Source organism: Streptomyces hundungensis (assembly GCF_003627815.1).
In the GTDB taxonomy this organism is placed as follows: domain Bacteria; phylum Actinomycetota; class Actinomycetes; order Streptomycetales; family Streptomycetaceae; genus Streptomyces; species Streptomyces hundungensis_A.
In genome coordinates this window covers 1898356-1915676 of the sequence record NZ_CP032698.1, presented here as the reverse complement: position 1 = coordinate 1915676, position 17321 = coordinate 1898356, and the positions used below count along the sequence as shown (strand labels likewise).

Sequence of the window (17321 nt, the reverse complement as noted above, 5' to 3'; positions counted from 1 at the left end):
GTCGCCACCGACCTCGCAGGCACCCCCGGCGCCCGCGCCAATTCTGTGTCCCCGCACCACATCGCCGGGCTCTGACCAGCGACGATCACGATCGATGATCGCTGCGGTCGCGTTCTGGACCTTGGTCGAGCGGGGCGGATCCGGTGGACTGAGGTCACGCCGGTGAGCGACCCGGAAAGGCCGGGAAGCCGCCGCAGGCAGAGGAGTTGGCCATGCCCATCGTCACCATTCACCAGGGTCCCCGCGATGTCGAGCTCAAGCGGGAGCTCGTAAAGCGGGTCACGGATGCTTTCGTCGACGCGTACAAGATCCCGGCCGAGACCGTCCAGGTCTGGATCCACGAGGTCCCCAAGGACAGCTGGGGCGCGGCCGGCACCCTCATGGCCGACAAGTAGCCACGCGCCGACGGGCCCTGCCTCGTCGGCAGGCACTCGCGGGCCCTGCCCTGCCCCGCCGGCAGGCAGTCGCGGATCCTGCCCCGCCTTGTCGGCAGGCAGCCGCGGACCAGGCCCCGCCCTGTCGGCAGGCACCCGCGGACCCTGCCCCGCCCCGTCGGCAGGCACCCGCGGACCGGGCCCCGCCCTGGCGACAGGCAGGCGCACCCCGGCGAGCGAACGCCCTCACCCCTCACCCCCGCCGCGCTGCGCGGCCGTCCGTACGGGGGTCGGACGGCCGCGGGCCGGTCACCCGCCGGGGCTTCGCGCTCCCCTCCCCGTACCGCCGCCGCCCGTACGCCGCGAGGGCGGTCAGCGGTGGGGAGAGGAGGGCCGCGACCCCGAACAGGGCCTGGAATGAGCCGTGTTGGGCCGGGGCCGCGGCCAGGCCGGTGCCCAGTGCGCTGCCCAGGTACAGGGCCACGCCGAAGAAGGCGACCCCGGTCGCGCGGGCGGTCGGGACGAGCAGCGTCGCCCATGCCTGCACCGTCGAGTGCAGGAACGCCCAACCGCCGCCCAGCAGCAGCGCGGCCAGCGTGAGCGTCCACAGGGACGGGTGGAGCGCGGCGAGGGCGTACGCCAGCGACAGTTGGGCGCCGCCCACCACGATCAGCGCGACCGGTCCGAGCCGTCCGGACAGCAGCCGCACCAGCCACGCGCCGCCCATCGCCGCCACCCCGTACGACGCCGCCAGCGCGCCCGCCGTGGCGGGAGTCGCGCCGAGCGACTCCAGGGCGGGCGGCAGACAAGTGAAGCAGCCGAGGAGTACGCCTCCTTCGAGCAGGGCGACTCCCATCACGTACCACTGCCAGGGCGTGCGCAGCACGGTGCGCAGTGCGCCGTCCGGGCGTGGGGCGAGCTCGGGTTCGGGCAGGCGGCGCAGGGCGAGGGCGAGATGGGCGGCGAACACACCGGGCAGGGCGAACACGGTGCGCCACCCCACCCACGGGGCCAGCGCCCCGGCGACGACGGTGGCCAGGGTGGTGCCCAGCGCGTATGCCGTCATCAGGGTGGCGAGCGCCTGGCGCCGCTCCGCGGGCGCGACCACATCACCGACATAGGTGAGGGAGCCCGCGATGGACGCGGCGAAGCAGGCTCCGGTGAACCCCCGCGCCGCGATGAGGGACGTGGCCCCGGGCGCCGCCGCGGAGGCGAACGCCCCGGCGGCGGCCGCCGCGAGCGAGAGGCGCATCACCCGTACTCTCCCGAACCGGTCGCTCGCCATGCCCCACACCGGCTGCGCGAGCCCGTACCCGAGGGTGTACGCGCTCGCCGCGAGCGCCGCCGTACCGAGGGACACCCCGAGACCGGAGCCGATGAGGACCAGCAGGGGAGCGATGGAGAAGCGGTCGAAGTTGCTGAGGAAGCCGGCGGCGCCGAGCAGCCGCCCATGGGGCAGTGAAGTGGCCATGCCTCCAGCTCAGCAGGGGTGTTTACGCTCACGGGGGCTCAGCCGATTACCATCACTCACACCGTGACGCAGCCACCACGACCCCGGGCCGAACTCGGCGCGTTCCTGCGTTCGCGCCGCGAGCGCCTGAGCCCCGAGGCGCTCGGGCTGCCCCTCGCGCCCCGCCGTCGCACCCCGGGGCTGCGCCGCGCGGAGGTCGCCGAGTCCGCCGGGATCAGCGCCTCCTGGTACGCGTGGCTGGAGCAGGGCCGGGTGCGTACCTCGGAACAGGTGTTGCGGGCGGTCGCCCGGGCGCTCCGGCTCGATGAGGCGGAGACCGCCCATGTGGTCTCGTTCGCGGAGGACGCGGCGCCGCCGCACTCCGCGCCCGCCGGCTGGGTCTCGCCGAACCTGCGCTCCCTGGTCGACGCGATGCTTCCGCACCCCGCGATGGTCATCGACCCGCACTGGGACCTGCTCGCGTGGAACGCCGCGTACGCCGCGCTCCTGACCGATCTTGCCCGGCTGCCCGCCAAGCGGCGCAACATGCTGTGGCTGGTGTTCCGCTGGCCACCGTGCAGGACGCTGCTCGTCGACTGGGAGGACGAAGCCCGGGCGCTGCTCGGCCAGTTCAGGGCCCGGGCCGCGCACCATCCGGACGATCCCCGGTACGCCGAGATCATCGAGGAGCTCCGCACCGATCCGAGCGCCGCGCGCTGGCTCCACGAGCGGGAGACCGCCGCCTTCCGGCCCGCCGTCAAACGCTTCCGGCATCCGCGCGCGGGTGAACTGCGCCTGAAATCGGTCAAGTTGGCGGCCGTCGACGAACCGGGCCACCACTTCCTGACCTACCTCCCGGACGGCCCGCGGTCCGAGGCGGCCCTGAACCGGCTCGCCCCGGCGGCCTTCGATGAGCGGCCCGCGTAGGTCGATTCGGCGTTTCGGCCGCTCGGAGCGCCGGGACGTACCAGACTCGCCCCCTGACAGCTGTTGCGGATCTTGCGACCCAGGAGTGAGAGCGATGCGGATTCCGATGACGATCTCGGACTTCCTCGACCGGGCGGAGCTGGGCTTCCCGTCCAGCGCCGGCGTCGTCGACGAGCCGGACCAGCCGGGCCCTCCGGTGCCCGATCTGACCTATGGGCGGCTGGCCGAGCGGGTGCGCGCCTGGCAGGCGGGACTCGACGCGCTGGGTGTCGGCGAGGGCGAGCGGGTGGCGGTGGTCGGCCACAACTCGGCGCGACTGCTGGAGCTGCTGTTCGCGGTGCCGATGAGCGGCCGGATCTGCGTACCGGTCAACTTCCGTCTCAAGCCGGACGAGATCGAGTACGTGGTGCGGCAGAGCGGGGCCTCGGTCCTGCTGGTCGACCCGGAGCTGGACGAGTCACTGTCCGGCGTCGGGGCGCGCCACCGGTTCGTGCTCGGTGAGCAGACCGAGACCGACCTGATGCGGTTCGGCGTCGAGCCGCGGCCCTGGTCGAACCCGGACGAGGACGCGACGGCCACCATCAACTACACCTCCGGAACCACCGCCCGCCCCAAGGGAGTTCAGCTCACCCACCGCAACATCTGGGTCAACGGGCTGACGTTCGGACTGCACACCCGGGTCTGGGAGGGCGATGTCTACATGCACACCCTGCCGATGTTCCACTGCAACGGCTGGGGGATGCCGTATGTGATGGCCGGTCTCGGCGTCAAGCAGGTCGTGCTGCGCAAGGTCGACGGCGCGGAGATCCTGCGCAGGGTGGCCGAGCACGGGGTCACGCTGATGTGCGGGGCGCCCGCGGTGTGGAACATGGTCCTGGACGCGGCGGCGTCGTGGCAGGGCGAGATCCCGGGGCGGGACCGGGTGCGGGTGGTCTGCGCGGGGGCCCCGCCGCCGAGCCGGACGATCCAGCGGATGGAGGAGGAGCTGGGCTGGGAGTTCACCCAGATCTACGGTCTGACCGAGACGTCCCCGCTGCTCACGGTGAACCGGACCCGCGCCGCGGACGCCGAACTGCCCGCGCAGGAGCGGGCGCGCAGGCTGTCGCGGGCCGGCGTCCCCGCGCTCGGTGTCCGGCTGAAGGTGTCGGACTCCGGCGAGGTGCTGGCCCGCTCGAACGTGGTGCTCGACGGGTACTGGGAGAAGCCCGAGGAGACCGCGGCGGCCCTGGCGGACGGCTGGTTCCACACCGGTGACGGCGGCACGATCGACGAGAGCGACGGCACCCTGACGATCTCGGACCGCAAGAAGGACGTCATCATCACCGGTGGTGAGAACGTCTCCTCGATCGAGGTCGAGGACACGATCTTCAGCCACCCGGCGGTCACCGAGGTCGCCGTCATCGGCGTGCCGCACGAGAAGTGGGGCGAGACGATCAAGGCGCTCATCGTCCTGGCGGAGGGCGAGAGCGTGACGGAGGCCGACATCATCGCCTACTGCAAGGAGCGCCTGGCCCGCTACAAGGCGCCGACCTCGGTCGAGTTCCGCGAGTCCATTCCGCGTACGGCCACCGGAAAGATCCAGAAGTTCAAGCTGCGCGAGCCGTACTGGTCCGGCCTCGACCGCGGGGTCAACTGAGGTTCCGGCGGCTGGACGCGACTCCGAGGGACGGGCGTGGGGCATGCTGGTCGGCACGGTTTGAGGAAATGAGGCGCGCTGCGATGGTGACTTGCTCCTACGCCCACGGGGTGAGCGACACCCCCCTGCTCGGCGACACGATCGGCGCCAACCTGGACCGCGCGGTCCAGGCATACGGAGAGCGTGAGGCGCTGGTCGACGTCGGGTCCGGGCGGCGCTGGACGTACGCCCAATTCGGCTCGGACGTCGAGCAGTTGGCGTGTGCTCTGCTGGCGGCCGGGGTCGGCAAGGGGGACCGGATCGGGATCTGGGCCGTGAACTGCCCCGAGTGGGTCCTCGTCCAGTACGCGACCGCGCGGATCGGTGCGGTGATGGTCAACATCAACCCCGCTTACCGCGTACACGAGTTGGAGTTCGTACTGCGTCAGGCCGGGGTCTCGGTGCTCTTCGCGTCGCTGGCCCACAAGTCGAGCGACTACCGGGCGATGGTCGAGCAAGTGCGGCCGAACTGCCCGGAGTTGGTCCGCTCCGTGTTCATCGGCGACCCCGGCTGGGACGATCTCGTGGCCAAGGGTGCCGGGGTGTCGCGCGCCGCCCTCGCGGCGCGCGAGGCCGAGCTGTCCTGCGACGACGCGATCAACATCCAGTACACCTCGGGCACGACCGGCTTCCCCAAGGGCGCCACGCTCTCTCATCACAACGTCCTCAACAACGGTTATTCCGTAGGGGAGTTGCTCGCCTACACCGAGGCCGACCGGATCTGTGTCCCGGTGCCCTTCTACCACTGTTTCGGGATGGTGATGGGCAACCTGGCGGCCACCTCGCACGGCGCCTGCATCGTGGTGCCGGCCGCCTCCTTCGACCCCGAGGCGACCCTGCGCGCCGTCGAAGGGGAGCGCTGCACCTCGCTGTACGGGGTGCCGACCATGTTCATCGCCGAGCTGAACCTGCCCGGTTTCGCCGCGTACGACCTCTCCTCGCTGCGTACCGGGATCATGGCGGGCTCGCCGTGTCCCGCGGAGGTGATGAAGAGGGTGGTCGCCGAGATGCACATGGCGGAGGTGTCCATCTGCTACGGAATGACCGAGACCTCCCCGGTCTCCACCCAGACCCGCACCGACGACGACCTGGAGCGGCGCACCGGCACGGTGGGCCGGGTCATGCCGCACGTCGAGGTGAAGATCGTCGACCCGGCGGGCGTCACCGTCCCGCGCGGCGAGGCCGGTGAGCTGTGCACACGCGGCTACAGCGTGATGCTCGGCTACTGGAACGAGCCCGAACGGACCGCCGAGACGATCGACGCGGGCCGCTGGATGCACACGGGCGACCTCGCGACGATGCGCGAGGACGGCTATGTCGAGATCGTCGGCCGCATCAAGGACATGATCATCCGGGGTGGCGAGAACGTGTACCCCCGCGAGATCGAGGAGTTCCTCCACAGCCATCCCAAGATCGCCGACGTGCAGGTGGTGGGGGTCCCCGACGAGCGGTACGGCGAGGAGATCCTGGCCTGTGTCATCCCGCGCGACCCGGCGGACCCGCCCACCCTGGACGAGGTGAGCGCGTACTGCCGCGACCGGCTGGCCCACTACAAGGTCCCCCGCCATCTGCGGATCCTCGACGCCTTTCCCCTGACGGTCAGCGGCAAGGTCCGCAAGGTGGAGCTGCGCGAGAATTACGGCTCCTGACCCCCGTGGGTCCGGGGGCCCGCCCGCAGGCGGTGTCGCGAGCGGGCCGTCCCGTAGGCGAAGGCTCAGGCGCCCGTCGAGACCAGGCGGCGGGCCGCGCCGTTCACCGGCTGCGGTGTCCCCGTCAGATCCAGCACGAACAGCGGGAGGCACAGCCCCTCGGCGCGCCGTCGGGCGTCCGGCGTGTACCCCGCGAGGGAGAAGTGGACGCCGCGCGCCGATGAGGTCATCGCGTGCAGCCACAGACACTCGACGGCCTTGAGCGAGGCCGGCCGGGTCGTCGGGTCGACCCGCGCCACCAGGCCCCGCCCGCGCACGTCGATGCCGAAGGCCGACGCCGGCTCGGCCCGGAGCACGCCGGCAAAGCCCAGCCAGGTGAGATAGAGCGCCGCCGTGGTCACCGCGTCGCGCGCGGTACGGATCGTGCGGGGCCGGAACGCCGTACGGGCCCGCGCCCCGGGCGGCCGGGCGTTCGGGAGCGGCGCCTGCGCCGGGGGCAGGGGATCGGCCGGGGGCGGCGGCGCCGTCACGGGCCGCACCGGGAGCTTCAGCACCGACCCGCAGGAACAGCCGAGCTCGGGCTGCGGCCACTGGCCCTGCCGGCCGCAGGCCCGGCACCGCACCGTGACCCAGGTGTCGTTCCAGGTGCGGTGGGTGATCGGGGAGGGCGCCGCGCCGCGCTGGATGGGGGGCGCGAGCGGGGTGCCGCAGGCGCACGGGTAGGCCGGCGGCACATAGACGTGATCGCGCCGACAGGTCGGGCAGCGCACCGGTACGCCCTCGCCGCTCATCCGCCCCCGCCTCCCTGATGACGCGTCCCGGCACGGGCGCCACGCCACCGATCGCGCCCCGCGCGGGCCGGCGTCCCAGGACGCCCGTCCCGCGCTCCGCGCTCCATGGTCCATCAACCAGGACCGCGGTGTGGCCGATTCGCGCATCCCGGTCCTCCCTTGACGCGCTGGCGAAGCCGTCCTACATTGCTTCCACATAGCAGAATGATACTTCCGCATTACGGAATTCGGTTCCATGGCGGCGCGGCCAGGTGGCGCGCCCGGGCCGATTTCGCCGGCCGAAGCAGGAGCACCCCATGCCTCGTATGACCGCTGCCCGAGCGGCAGTTGAGATCCTCAAGCTCGAAGGCGTCAGCCACGCCTTCGGCGTGCCGGGCGCGGCGATCAACCCCTTCTACAAGGCGCTCAAGGAGGGCGGTGGCATCGGCCACACGCTCGCCCGCCACGTCGAAGGCGCCTCCCACATGGCGGAGGGCTACACGCGCTCCAACCCGGGCAACATCGGTGTCTGCATCGGTACCTCGGGCCCGGCGGGCACGGACATGATCACCGGGCTGTACTCCGCGATCGGCGACTCGATCCCGATCCTGTGCATCACCGGCCAGGCCCCGGTCGCGGTGATCCACAAGGAGGACTTCCAGGCGGTCGACATCGCCTCGATCGCCAAGCCCGTCACCAAGGCCGCGACGACCGTCCTGGAGGCCGCGCAGGTCCCCGGCGTCTTCCAGCAGGCCTTCCACCTGATGCGCTCCGGCCGTCCCGGCCCGGTCCTCATCGACCTGCCGATCGACGTCCAGCTCACCGAGATCGAGTTCGACCCGGAGACCTACGAGCCGCTGCCGGTCTACAAGCCGGCCGCGACCCGTGCCCAGATCGAGAAGGCCATCGGCTTCCTCCTGGAGTCCGAGCGCCCGCTGATCGTCGCCGGTGGCGGCATCATCAACGCGGACGCCTCCGACCTCCTGGTCGAGTTCGCCGAGATCACCAACACCCCGGTCATCCCCACCCTCATGGGCTGGGGCACCATCGCCGACGACCACGAGCTGAACGCCGGCATGGTCGGTCTCCAGACCTCGCACCGCTACGGCAACGCCACGTTCCTGGAGTCGGACTTCGTCCTCGGCATCGGCAACCGCTGGGCCAACCGTCACACCGGTTACAAGCTCGACGTCTACACCCAGGGGCGCAAGTTCGTCCACGTCGACATCGAGTCCACCCAGATCGGCAAGATCTTCGCCCCGGACTACGGCATCGCCTCCGACGCCAAGGCCGCCCTGGAGCTCTTCGTCGAGGTCGCCAAGGAGCTGAAGGCCGCGGGCAAGCTGCCCGACCGCTCGGCGTGGGTCGCCTCCCACCTGGAGCGCAAGTCCACGCTCCAGCGCCGTACGCACTTCGACAACGTGCCGATGAAGCCGCAGCGCGTCTACGAGGAGATGAACAAGGCATTCGGCCCGGAGACGCGCTACGTCACCACCATCGGCCTCTCCCAGATCGCCGGCGCGCAGATGCTGCACGTCTACAAGCCGCGCAACTGGATCAACTGCGGCCAGGCGGGCCCGCTCGGCTGGACCATCCCGGCCGCGCTCGGTGCCGCGACCGCCGACCCCGAGGTCCCGGTCGTCGCCCTGTCCGGCGACTACGACTTCCAGTTCATGCTGGAGGAGCTGGCGGTCGGCGCCCAGCACAGGATCCCGTACGTCCACGTCCTGGTGAACAACGCCTACCTGGGCCTGATCCGTCAGGCGCAGATCGGCCTGGACATCAACTTCCAGGTCAACCTGGAGTTCGAGAACATCAACTCCCCGGAGCTGGGCGTCTACGGCGTCGACCACGTCAAGGTCGTCGAGGGCCTGGGCTGCAAGGCGATCCGGGTCACCGAGCCGGACCAGCTGCTGCCCGCGTTCGAGGAGGCCAAGAAGCTGGCCGCCGAGTTCCGCGTCCCGGTCGTCGTCGAGGCGATCCTGGAGCGGATCACCAACATCTCGATGAGCAAGACGGCGGACATCAGCGACGTCTCCGAGTTCGAGGAGCTCGCCACCGAGCCGGGCCACGCCCCGACGGCGATCCGCCCGCTCACCGTCTGAGCCGCCCCCGAAACGGTCCGGCCCCCGTTCCCCCGCACTGGGGAACGGGGGCCGGACGCATTCCCTCTGACCCCCCCCTCAACCGGCGAGGTCCCCGCCTTCCTGCTCGAGCAGCGTCTTGAGGGTGGAGAGGATCATCACCCAGCCGTCGCTGACCCCCTTGAGCATCTCGCTGTCCGCGCTCTCGAAACCGTCGTGGGTGATGGTCAGCTTCACGCCGAGGGAGGCCGACTCGGCGGCCTGGATGTCGAAGGCGACCTGGGACTGCTCGGTCCGCGCGCGCTCGAACTCCGCGTCACTGTCAAAGAGTTGACGGTGCATCGGAAGAATACGGTGCCAGGTGTACGCCAGCTTGCGGCCCGGCACCGCCTCCATCACCGCCTGGCCGAGATCCTCGTACGCGCCCTGCGGGCCCATCTTCCACAGCACCGGTGAGCCCACCCGCCAGTCGGACCTGGGCCCCCAGCCGCCGAAGTACCGCTGGGCGAACTCGGCGTCGGTCAGGGCCTCGTAGACCCGCTCGGGGGTGGCCCGGATGTAGATGACGTAGACGAACTCGGGCTTGTCCATGGGGCGTTCCTCCTTCGGGCTCCGCCTCGGCCGGACGGCCTCGCCGGCCCTGCCGTGCTCGTACTTGCCGATCCAGCGGTCGAAGAGCTCCTGGATCGGCGCTGGGTCGAGATGGTGGAACTTCTCCCGGCCGCGCCGTGCCGAGGTGACCAGGCCGGCCGCTTCGAGCACCGCGAGGTGTTTGCTCACCGCCTGCCGCGACATGGCGAGGCCCTCGCCGAGCTCCCGCAGCGTCTGTCCGTCGCGCGCCCGGAGCCGGTCGAGCAGGCGCCTGCGACTGGTGTCGGCCAGCGCCCTGAAGACCTCGTCCACGGCTGCCTCCGACGTGCCTCCGACGTGCCTTCGGCAATGTCCGGTATGTCACTCGCCTTCCACACTGGCAACCCCGGGGTTGCGTGTCAATTCATGCCGATTTCTGCCTCGGGATGCGTTCTGGTGGGCGGGGATACCGGATCGATTCCCCATCGTCACCCGTCGGCCCTGCCCTTACGGCCGTTTCACAGCGCATACTGGGGTGACGATGACGAAGCCATCCGCGCCCCGGCGCCACCTGCCCACCAGCCCCTTCAAAGCCCCGGATGCTCCGGCGGCCAAGCACTTCGTCCTGGGAGACCGGGTCACACACGACCAGTTCGGCCTGGGCACCATCATTGGGGTCGAGGACGGCGTCGCGATGCTCGTCGACTTCGGCTCTCGCCAAGCCCGAATCGTCAGCCCGTACACCCGCATGGACAAGCTCTAAACCTCGCCCCCAGGGGAGAGCCCCGGCCCGGATCGCCTCTGCGACCCGGGCCGGGGGCGCGTCCTGGACCCGGCCGGGCGGCCCGCCGGCTGCCCTTCCGGGTGAACCTCACCGGCCGGGCACCCCGAGCCTCCCGCGTGCGACCGAAGTCGTACGCGGACCTCTTCCCGGCCCGCCCAGAGGCTGATCCACCGGCGTCCGGACCGGCACTTCGGGAGGACGTGCACGGCAGCGCTGCCCGCCTAGCGTGAGGCCATGCGCACCCTCTCCCGCACGGCCACGGCCGTCGCCCTCTCCTTAGCCCTCGCGGCCCCGCTAGCCGCCGCGACCGCCGCCCAGGCCGCACCGACGCCGTCGGCCGTCTCCGCTTCCATCGGCGCGTCCAGCAGTGCGTCCATCGGCGCGGAGCCCATCCAACTCCCGCGCCCCACCGGCCCGTACGCCCTCGGCAGCGACACCCTCCACCTCGTCGACCACTCCCGCCGCGACCCCTGGGTGCCGAGCCAGGACCGCGAGCTGATGGTCACCCTCACCTACCCGGCGGCCCGCTCCGCCTCCGGCCGCCCCGCCGCCTACACCACGCCCGCCGAGGCCCCGGTCCTGTTGAAGGAGCTCGGCGTTGATCCCTCGCGGGTGGGCGACGTCGAGGCCACCAGGACCCATGCGAGGACCGGTGCGCGCCCCGCGCCGGGCAAGCACCCCCTCATCGTGCTCTCACCCGGTTTCGGCGCCCCCCGCTACTCCCTCACCACGCTCGCCGAGGAACTCGCGAGCCGCGGCTATGTGGTGGCTTCCCTCGACCACGCCTATGAGTCGCTCGGCACCAGCTTTCCCGGCGGTCGGCTGCTGACCTGCGTGGCCTGCACGGCGATGGAGAACGGCGCCCCGGGAAGCCGGGTCACCGAGGCGCGCGCTGCGGACGTGTCGTACCTCCTGGACCGGCTGACCGGGCCACACCCGGTCTGGCGCCATGCCGGGTCGATCGACGGGGGACGCATCGGCATGGCCGGGCACTCCATCGGCGGAGCCGCGGCCGTCGCCGCCATGGCCCGGGACGGGCGCGTCGACGCCGGGGCGAACATGGACGGCGCGTTCTGGGACGTGCTCCCGCCGACCGGCCTCGACGGCCGGCCGTTCCTGATGCTGGGCGCCGACGACGGGCACCGCCCGGGCGGCAAGGACAGGACCTGGGACGCGATGTGGCCCGCCCTTGACGGCTGGAAGCGGTGGCTGACCGTCGCCGGGGCCGAGCATCTGACCTTCTCCGACGAACCCGTCATCGCGGCCCACTTCGGACTCCACCAGCCCGCACTGCCCGCGCCCCGCGCCGTCGAACTCGTGCGGACGTACGTCGGTGCCTTCTTCGACCAGGAACTGCGCGGCCGCGTCCAACCGGTCCTCGCGGGGCCGACCGCCGCCCACCCCGAGGTGACCTTCAACAGCCCGTGACGGGATGAGAGCGGGGCCTGCCCCCTTCGTTGAGAGGGGCGGGCCCCGGTCCACCGGATATCGTCCAACGGGCGCTCGCTGAGGCGGAGTTGACGCTCAGTCGGCGAGCAGCGCGGCGAGCTGGGTGAGGGAGTCGATCCGCCAGTCCGCCGCCGCCGCGACCTCCGGGTCGTCGGCCCACCAGTGCCCCCACGGACCGCGCCGCAGATGGACGGCGCGCAGCCCGGCGGCCTTGGCGGGGAAGACGTCGTTCCCGGGGTGGGTGCCCACGTAGACCGTCTCGTGCGGTTCGCACTGGGCGACCTCAAGGACCCGCTCGAAGAAGGCGGGCGCGGGCTTGGCGACGCCCCACTCGTCGGAGGTGACCACCAGGTCCGCGGGCAGATCGAGACGGCGCAGCAGTTCCCCGGCCCGGGCCGACCGGTTTCCCGCGACGACGACACGGACGCCCAGCTTGCGCAGGCCACCGAGGGCCGGCCGCACGTCGTCGTACAGATCGGTCTCGTCGAGGTGCTCGCCCCGGCCCGCGGCTTCCCGCGCCAGATGGGCCTCACGGACGTCCATGCCCGGTTTGACCATGCGCAGCGCGTCGTCCGGGTCGCGGCCCTGGGTGACGACCGCACCGACGAGGGCCGCGAGGGTGTGCCGGGGCACGCCGATCCAGTCGGCCCACGACGCCCAGTAGCGGTCCTCGCGCAGCAGTGTTTCGCCCATGTCGAGCACGATCGTCTCCATCATCGGGGCGATCCTAGGCGCTCGTGGGTGCGCGTTCGGCGGACGACGCCGCGGCGCGGCGCGGACGTCACCCGCCCGCCGGGCGCCTTCCGCATCCCGCAAAAGATCAAGGCCCCACCTGTACGTGCAGGTGGGGCCTTGATGCTCGGGCACTCCGTTCGGGACCGTAAACCGAACGGAGCGCCCTGGTCGCGGAGTTGTGACCGCCCGACGGAACGAGGCTGGCGCGACAGGACGTTCGCGCCGCCGGGCGGAGTTCAGGGGGGAGGTTCTGGGATCGCGGCGGCGGCGATTGGCGTGGGCGTCGATCCCTTCCCTCAGGTCAGGAAGGGGGCCGCTCACGCCTTCACCACCGCACTGGCATCGCCGTACCGCCGCGATCCTCAGGTTGTCCATATCCGCCGACCACCCCTCATCCGGGTCGGCGGATCGGACTGTGCAAAGGATTTGACCTCCCGTCAAATCCCTCGCACGGTCTGTGAGTTGATAACCGGCGACTAGTCCTCGCGCAGGGCGCGGACGGCCTCCTCGACGCGCTTGCCGTACTCGGCGTCCGCGGCGTGGAAGTGGGCCAGGTTCTTCTCGATGACGTCGTCGCGGGAGACCTGCGAGAGGCCGCCGGCGATGTTCGCGATGAGACGGGCCTTCTCGTCGTCCGACATCAGACGGTAGAGCTCGCCCGCCTGGAAGAAGTCGTCGTCCTTCACATGGGCCGGGGCGGCGTGGGTGCCCGTGTAGCCGTGGATGGCCAGCGGGGCGGACAGGGCCGCGTCCGTCTGCGCCGGGCCCGAGTACGAGTTGGGCTCGTAGTTCTTGTCGCCGCGGCGGCCGTTGCGGGTCGCCATCAGGCCGTCACGGCCGTAGTTGTCGGCACTCCCCCCAGGAACGGCCTTGGGCGCGTTGACCGGCAGCTGGGTGTGGTTGACGCCCAGGCGGTAGCGGTGCGCGTCGGCGTAGGCGAACAGGCGGCCCTGGAGCATCTTGTCGGGCGAGGGGCCGATGCCCGGAACGAAGTTGTTCGGGGAGAAGGCGGCCTGCTCGACCTCGGCGAAGACGTTGTCCGGGTTGCGGTCGAGGACAAGCCGGCCCACGCGCTGGAGCGGGTAGTCCGCGTGCGGCCACACCTTGGTGAGGTCGAACGGGTTGAAGCGGTAGTCCGCGGCCTCGGCGGCGGGCATGATCTGCACGTACAGCGTCCAGGACGGGTTGACGCCGCGCTCGATGGCCTGGAGCAGGTCCGTCTGGTGGCTGTTGGCGTCCTTGCCGACCGTCTCCGCGGCCTGCTCGGAGGAGAGGCTGCGGATGCCCTGGTTCGTCTTGAAGTGGTACTTGACGAAGAATGCCTCGCCCTTGGCGTTCGTCCACTGGTAGGTGTGCGAGCCGTAGCCGTTCATGTGACGGTACGAGGCGGGGATGCCGCGGTCGCCCATGAGCCAGGTGATCTGGTGGGTGGCCTCGGGGGCGTGCGCCCAGAAGTCCCAGACGTTGTCCGGCTCCTGCTTGCCCGTGAAGGGGTCGCGCTTCTGGGAGTGGATGAAGTCGGGGAACTTGATCGGGTCCTTGATGAAGAAGACCGGGGTGTTGTTGCCGACGAGGTCGTAGTTGCCCTCTTCGGTGTAGAACTTCAGCGCGAAGCCGCGCGGGTCGCGGACCGCGTCCGCGCCGCCGAGCGAGTCGGCGACGGTGGAGAAGCGGATGAACGTCTCCGTGCGCTTGCCCACCTCGCCGAGGAAGTTGGCCTTCGTGAAGCCGGTGACGTCGTCGGTCACCTCGAAGTAGCCGTACGCGCCGGAGCCGCGGGCGTGCACCACACGCTCCGGGATGCGCTCACGGTTGAAGCGCGCGAGCTTCTCCAGGAGGTGCTGGTCCTGAAGCAGGATGGGGCCACCGACGCCGGCGGTGGCGGAGTTCTGGTTGTCGGCGACGGGGGCGCCGGACTCGGTCGTAAGCACGCGCTTCGACATCGTGACCTTCCGTACTGGAGCTGCACCGCTGACTGTGTTCCGCGGTTCCGTGAGCGTAGGGACGCCTGGAAGGGAACGTCAACAGTTTGTTGAAAAAGAAGGGTGAGCTTCCGGGCGGCGGCGGCGCCTGGGCGCGACAGGACAGGTGTCAGCGCCGCCGCCGCCCGGAAATCTGGAGGACCCGCGGGGTGTTGCCGGTGGGTCAGACCTGCGAGCCGGAGAGGCGCTCGACGGCGCGCAGCAGGGCGGAGTGGTCCAGGCCGCCGTCGCCCTGGGCGCGCAGCGAGGCGACGAGCTGGGCGACGACCGCGCCGACCGGAAGGGCCGCGCCCACGTTGCGGGCGGCGTCGGTGACGATGCCCATGTCCTTGTGGTGCAGGTCGATCCGGAAGCCCGGCTTGAAGTCCCGGTTCAGGAAGTTGTCCTTCTTGCGGGTCAGCACGGTCGAGCCGGCCAGACCGCCGTTGAGGACGTCCAGGGCGGCGGTGAGGTTCACGCCGGACTTCTCCAGGAAGACCACGGCCTCGGCGCACGCCTGGATGTTGACCGCGACGATGAGCTGGTTGGCGGCCTTCACCGTCTGGCCGGAGCCGTGCGGGCCGCACAGGACGATGGTCTTGCCGAGGGCTTCCAGGATCGGCAGCGCCTCGTCGAAGTCGGCCTGCTCGCCACCCACCATGATCGACAGGACGGCCTCGATGGCGCCGGCCTCGCCGCCGGAGACGGGGGCGTCCAGGACGCGGAGGCCCTTCTCTGCGGCGTTCTTGGCGAGGTCGACCGAGGTCTGCGGGGTGATCGACGACATGTCGACGATCAGCGCGCCCTGCCTGGCGTTGGCCAGGATGCCGGCCTCACCGTACGCGATGGCTTCCACCTGGGGGGAGGCCGGAACCATCGTGATGATCACGTCGGCGTCCTTGACCGCCTCGGCGATCGAGCCGGCCGCGGTGCCACCGGCCGCCGCGAGGCGGTCCAGCTTGTCCTGCTCCAGGGTGAAGCCGGTGACCGAGTAGCCGGCCTTGATCAGGTTCTCGGACATGGGGGAGCCCATGATGCCGAGGCCGACCCATGCGATCTTGGGGAGGTTGCTCATGAGGGTGCCTCTCTGACTGCGGTGGTACGTCAAGAAGTTCGGGTGCGCGGTCAGCCGGCCGCGCGGGCCTCGGCGGGGAGCCACGCGAAGGAGGCGGCGGCGTCGGGGGCCTTGTACTCCAGGCCCACCCAGCCGTCGTAACCGGCCTTGGTCAGCTGGTCGAGCAGCTCCTCCAGCGGCAGCGAGCCGGTGCCCGGCGCGCCACGGCCCGGGTTGTCGGCGATCTGCACATGGCCGGTCTTGTCGGCGTACGCCTCGATGACCTCGGAGACGTTCTCGCCGTTCATCGACAGGTGGTAGATGTCGAGGAGGAACTTGGCGTTGCCCAGGCCCGTCGCGGTGTTCACCTTGTCGATGACCTCGATGGCGGCGGGGGCGCTCACCAGCGGGTAGAGCGGCGACTCCGGCTTGTTCAGGGTCTCCACCAGGAGGATCGCGCCGACCCGGTCGGCCGCGCGGGCCGCCAGGACGAGGTTCTCCAGGGCGAGGGTGTCCTGCACCTGCGGGTCGGCGCCCTCGACGCGGTTGCCGTACAGCGCGTTGAGCGCCTTGCAGCCCACCGAGGCGGCGAAGTCGGCCGCCACCTCGATGTTGGCGCGGAAGCGGTCCGACTCCTCGCCGGGAATCGACAGCGCGCCGCGGTCGGGGCCCGGCAGGGCGCCGGCGTAGAAGTTGAGGCCCACCAGCTGGGTGCCGGCGTCGTCGAGCGCCTTCTTGAGGGCGTCGAGCTCGGCCTGCTCGGGGGTGGGGGTCTCGATCCAGGGCCACCACAGCTCGACCGCCGTGAAGCCTGCCGCGGCGGCGGCCGCGGGGCGCTCCAGGAGCGGGAGTTCCGTGAAGAGGATCGAAAGGTTTACATCGAAGCGCTGGTTCGAGCCGCGCTTATTCGAGAAAAGAGGGGCCATGAGGGGTGTGCGCTCCTTCCGTATTGCGGAAGTTGTTTTCTGCTTGATGGAAGGTTGCAGTGGGACCTGCGAGCTTGTCAAGGGGGCCTCCCGGATTTCGCCCACCTCGCAGTAGGTTGAGCGGGTGCGATTGAGAGTGGAGTTCACGACCGAGCCCTTCGATCTCGACGAGGCGCCCCCGCATGCCGTGGTCGCCCGCGACGTGATCCAGGCGGCCCGGCTCGACGCGGTCGACGTCGGCCCCTTCGGCAACACCGCGGAAGGCGGCGCGGACGAGGTGCTGACCGCGGTCGACGCGCTGCTGCGCCGCGCCCTGGCGGCCGGCGCCACCCGCGTCTCGCTCCAGGTCAATGTGATCGGAGAGGGCGAGAAGTGACCGAGCCCACGGAGCACCCCCTCATCCAGGCGGTCAAGCCGCTGGTCGACGCCATGGGCGCCGAGATACTCCCGCCGGGGCACGCCGACCCCGACGACGTGGTGCTCGCCTGGGAGGGCGAGGACGTGGTGGCCGTGCGCCTGCCGCAGCTGTCCGACTCGCTCGATCACATCCTGGCCGCCATGGAGCGCCGCCACGGGATGCCGCTCGCGGCCCTGGACCGCAAGGCCAAGCAGTCGGCCGTACGGACCCTGGAAGCCCGCGGGGCCTTCTCCGTGCGGCACGGCGTGGAGACGGTGGCCTCGGCCCTCGGGGTCAGCCGGTTCACCGTGTACAACTACCTGAACAGGGAAAACGCCGCAAAGGGCGACTGAACGAGCACGCTCGGTACCCGCTCGGGCACCCCTCGACGCAACGAACCGCCGTCCGGACACCGGGCGGCGGTTTTTGTAACCCCAAGTTTTCAACAAAGTGTTGACGGGATGTTTCTCAGGGCGTTAGCTATCCGCAGCCCGTTCAGCACCAAGGCCACGGAGG

At 70.9% G+C, this 17321-nt stretch carries 16 protein-coding genes; 9 read left to right on the top strand and 7 right to left on the bottom strand.

Annotated features, from left to right (window positions below; genetic code table 11):
- Positions 1–212 precede the first annotated feature (212 nt).
- A complete protein-coding gene (gene dmpI / locus DWB77_RS08590; protein WP_120720686.1) occupies positions 213–395 on the top strand; it encodes a 4-oxalocrotonate tautomerase DmpI in 183 nt (60 codons plus the stop codon).
- A gap of 232 nt (positions 396–627) precedes the next feature.
- Here the strand turns inward: dmpI and DWB77_RS08585 are convergent, their stop codons facing one another.
- Complete coding sequence (locus tag DWB77_RS08585; RefSeq protein WP_120720685.1) at positions 628–1845, bottom strand: MFS transporter; 1218 nt, start codon at positions 1843–1845, stop codon at positions 628–630.
- Positions 1846–1908: 63 nt separating this feature from the next.
- Here DWB77_RS08585 and DWB77_RS08580 point away from each other — a divergent pair, with 63 nt between their 5' ends.
- From DWB77_RS08580 to DWB77_RS08570, 3 genes are all read left to right on the top strand, one after another.
- Entirely contained in the window at positions 1909–2751 is an 843-nt protein-coding gene (locus DWB77_RS08580) for a helix-turn-helix domain-containing protein (RefSeq protein ID WP_162952478.1), read from the top strand.
- Between the two features lie 94 nt (positions 2752–2845).
- On the top strand, positions 2846–4387 hold the full coding sequence (locus DWB77_RS08575) for an AMP-binding protein (RefSeq protein WP_120720683.1): 1542 nt from the start codon (positions 2846–2848) through the stop codon (positions 4385–4387).
- 83 nt (positions 4388–4470) lie between these two features.
- On the top strand, positions 4471–6075 hold the full coding sequence (locus DWB77_RS08570) for an AMP-binding protein (protein ID WP_120720682.1): 1605 nt from the start codon (positions 4471–4473) through the stop codon (positions 6073–6075).
- A gap of 65 nt (positions 6076–6140) precedes the next feature.
- Here DWB77_RS08570 and DWB77_RS08565 read toward each other — a convergent pair whose 3' ends face one another.
- Positions 6141–6866, bottom strand: coding sequence for a hypothetical protein (locus DWB77_RS08565; RefSeq protein WP_120720681.1), 726 nt, complete (start codon positions 6864–6866; stop codon positions 6141–6143).
- Positions 6867–7162: 296 nt separating this feature from the next.
- On the opposite strand from DWB77_RS08565, the gene gcl reads away from it, so the two are divergent.
- Positions 7163–8950: a glyoxylate carboligase gene (gcl, locus tag DWB77_RS08560; protein ID WP_120720680.1), complete on the top strand. Its 1788-nt coding sequence runs from the start codon at positions 7163–7165 to the stop codon at positions 8948–8950.
- A gap of 78 nt (positions 8951–9028) precedes the next feature.
- Here the strand turns inward: gcl and DWB77_RS08555 are convergent, their stop codons facing one another.
- On the bottom strand, positions 9029–9832 hold the full coding sequence (locus tag DWB77_RS08555) for an ArsR/SmtB family transcription factor (RefSeq protein WP_120720679.1): 804 nt from the start codon (positions 9830–9832) through the stop codon (positions 9029–9031).
- A gap of 208 nt (positions 9833–10040) precedes the next feature.
- Here DWB77_RS08555 and DWB77_RS08550 point away from each other — a divergent pair, with 208 nt between their 5' ends.
- Entirely contained in the window at positions 10041–10262 is a 222-nt protein-coding gene (locus DWB77_RS08550; RefSeq protein ID WP_100579962.1) for a hypothetical protein, read from the top strand.
- A 255-nt stretch (positions 10263–10517) separates the two neighbouring features.
- Positions 10518–11711: an alpha/beta hydrolase family protein gene (locus DWB77_RS08545; protein ID WP_120720678.1), complete on the top strand. Its 1194-nt coding sequence runs from the start codon at positions 10518–10520 to the stop codon at positions 11709–11711.
- A gap of 96 nt (positions 11712–11807) precedes the next feature.
- On the opposite strand, the gene DWB77_RS08540 is transcribed toward DWB77_RS08545, so the two are convergent.
- The 4 genes from DWB77_RS08540 to DWB77_RS08525 form a co-directional block, all read right to left on the bottom strand.
- Positions 11808–12446 carry an HAD family hydrolase gene (locus DWB77_RS08540; RefSeq protein ID WP_120727532.1) on the bottom strand — a complete coding sequence of 213 codons (639 nt, stop codon included), beginning with the start codon at positions 12444–12446 and terminating at the stop codon, positions 11808–11810.
- A gap of 497 nt (positions 12447–12943) precedes the next feature.
- Entirely contained in the window at positions 12944–14410 is a 1467-nt protein-coding gene (locus DWB77_RS08535; protein ID WP_120720677.1) for a catalase, read from the bottom strand.
- Between the two features lie 202 nt (positions 14411–14612).
- Positions 14613–15503 carry a 2-hydroxy-3-oxopropionate reductase gene (locus tag DWB77_RS08530; protein WP_120727529.1) on the bottom strand — a complete coding sequence of 297 codons (891 nt, stop codon included), beginning with the start codon at positions 15501–15503 and terminating at the stop codon, positions 14613–14615.
- Between the two features lie 50 nt (positions 15504–15553).
- Positions 15554–16408: a TIM barrel protein gene (locus DWB77_RS08525; RefSeq protein ID WP_120720676.1), complete on the bottom strand. Its 855-nt coding sequence runs from the start codon at positions 16406–16408 to the stop codon at positions 15554–15556.
- A 124-nt stretch (positions 16409–16532) separates the two neighbouring features.
- Between DWB77_RS08525 and DWB77_RS08520 the strand changes: the two genes are divergently transcribed.
- Positions 16533–16784, top strand: coding sequence for a hypothetical protein (locus DWB77_RS08520; RefSeq protein ID WP_120720675.1), 252 nt, complete (start codon positions 16533–16535; stop codon positions 16782–16784).
- Positions 16781–17158, top strand: a complete 378-nt coding sequence (locus DWB77_RS08515) for a helix-turn-helix domain-containing protein (RefSeq protein WP_120720674.1) — start codon at positions 16781–16783, stop codon at positions 17156–17158. Before DWB77_RS08520 ends, DWB77_RS08515 begins: the two co-directional genes overlap by 4 nt.
- Positions 17159–17321: the final 163 nt, after the last annotated feature.

Coding starts and splice junctions, on each gene's coding strand:
- dmpI (WP_120720686.1), top strand. CDS start 213: ATGCCCATCGTCACCATTCACCAGGGTCCCCGCGATGTCGAGCTCAAG.
- DWB77_RS08585 (WP_120720685.1), bottom strand. CDS start 1,845: ATGGCCACTTCACTGCCCCATGGGCGGCTGCTCGGCGCCGCCGGCTTC.
- DWB77_RS08575 (WP_120720683.1), top strand. CDS start 2,846: ATGCGGATTCCGATGACGATCTCGGACTTCCTCGACCGGGCGGAGCTG.
- DWB77_RS08570 (WP_120720682.1), top strand. CDS start 4,471: ATGGTGACTTGCTCCTACGCCCACGGGGTGAGCGACACCCCCCTGCTC.
- DWB77_RS08565 (WP_120720681.1), bottom strand. CDS start 6,866: ATGAGCGGCGAGGGCGTACCGGTGCGCTGCCCGACCTGTCGGCGCGAT.
- gcl (WP_120720680.1), top strand. CDS start 7,163: ATGCCTCGTATGACCGCTGCCCGAGCGGCAGTTGAGATCCTCAAGCTC.
- DWB77_RS08550 (WP_100579962.1), top strand. CDS start 10,041: ATGACGAAGCCATCCGCGCCCCGGCGCCACCTGCCCACCAGCCCCTTC.
- DWB77_RS08545 (WP_120720678.1), top strand. CDS start 10,518: ATGCGCACCCTCTCCCGCACGGCCACGGCCGTCGCCCTCTCCTTAGCC.
- DWB77_RS08540 (WP_120727532.1), bottom strand. CDS start 12,446: ATGGAGACGATCGTGCTCGACATGGGCGAAACACTGCTGCGCGAGGAC.
- DWB77_RS08535 (WP_120720677.1), bottom strand. CDS start 14,410: ATGTCGAAGCGCGTGCTTACGACCGAGTCCGGCGCCCCCGTCGCCGAC.
- DWB77_RS08530 (WP_120727529.1), bottom strand. CDS start 15,503: ATGAGCAACCTCCCCAAGATCGCATGGGTCGGCCTCGGCATCATGGGC.
- DWB77_RS08525 (WP_120720676.1), bottom strand. CDS start 16,408: ATGGCCCCTCTTTTCTCGAATAAGCGCGGCTCGAACCAGCGCTTCGAT.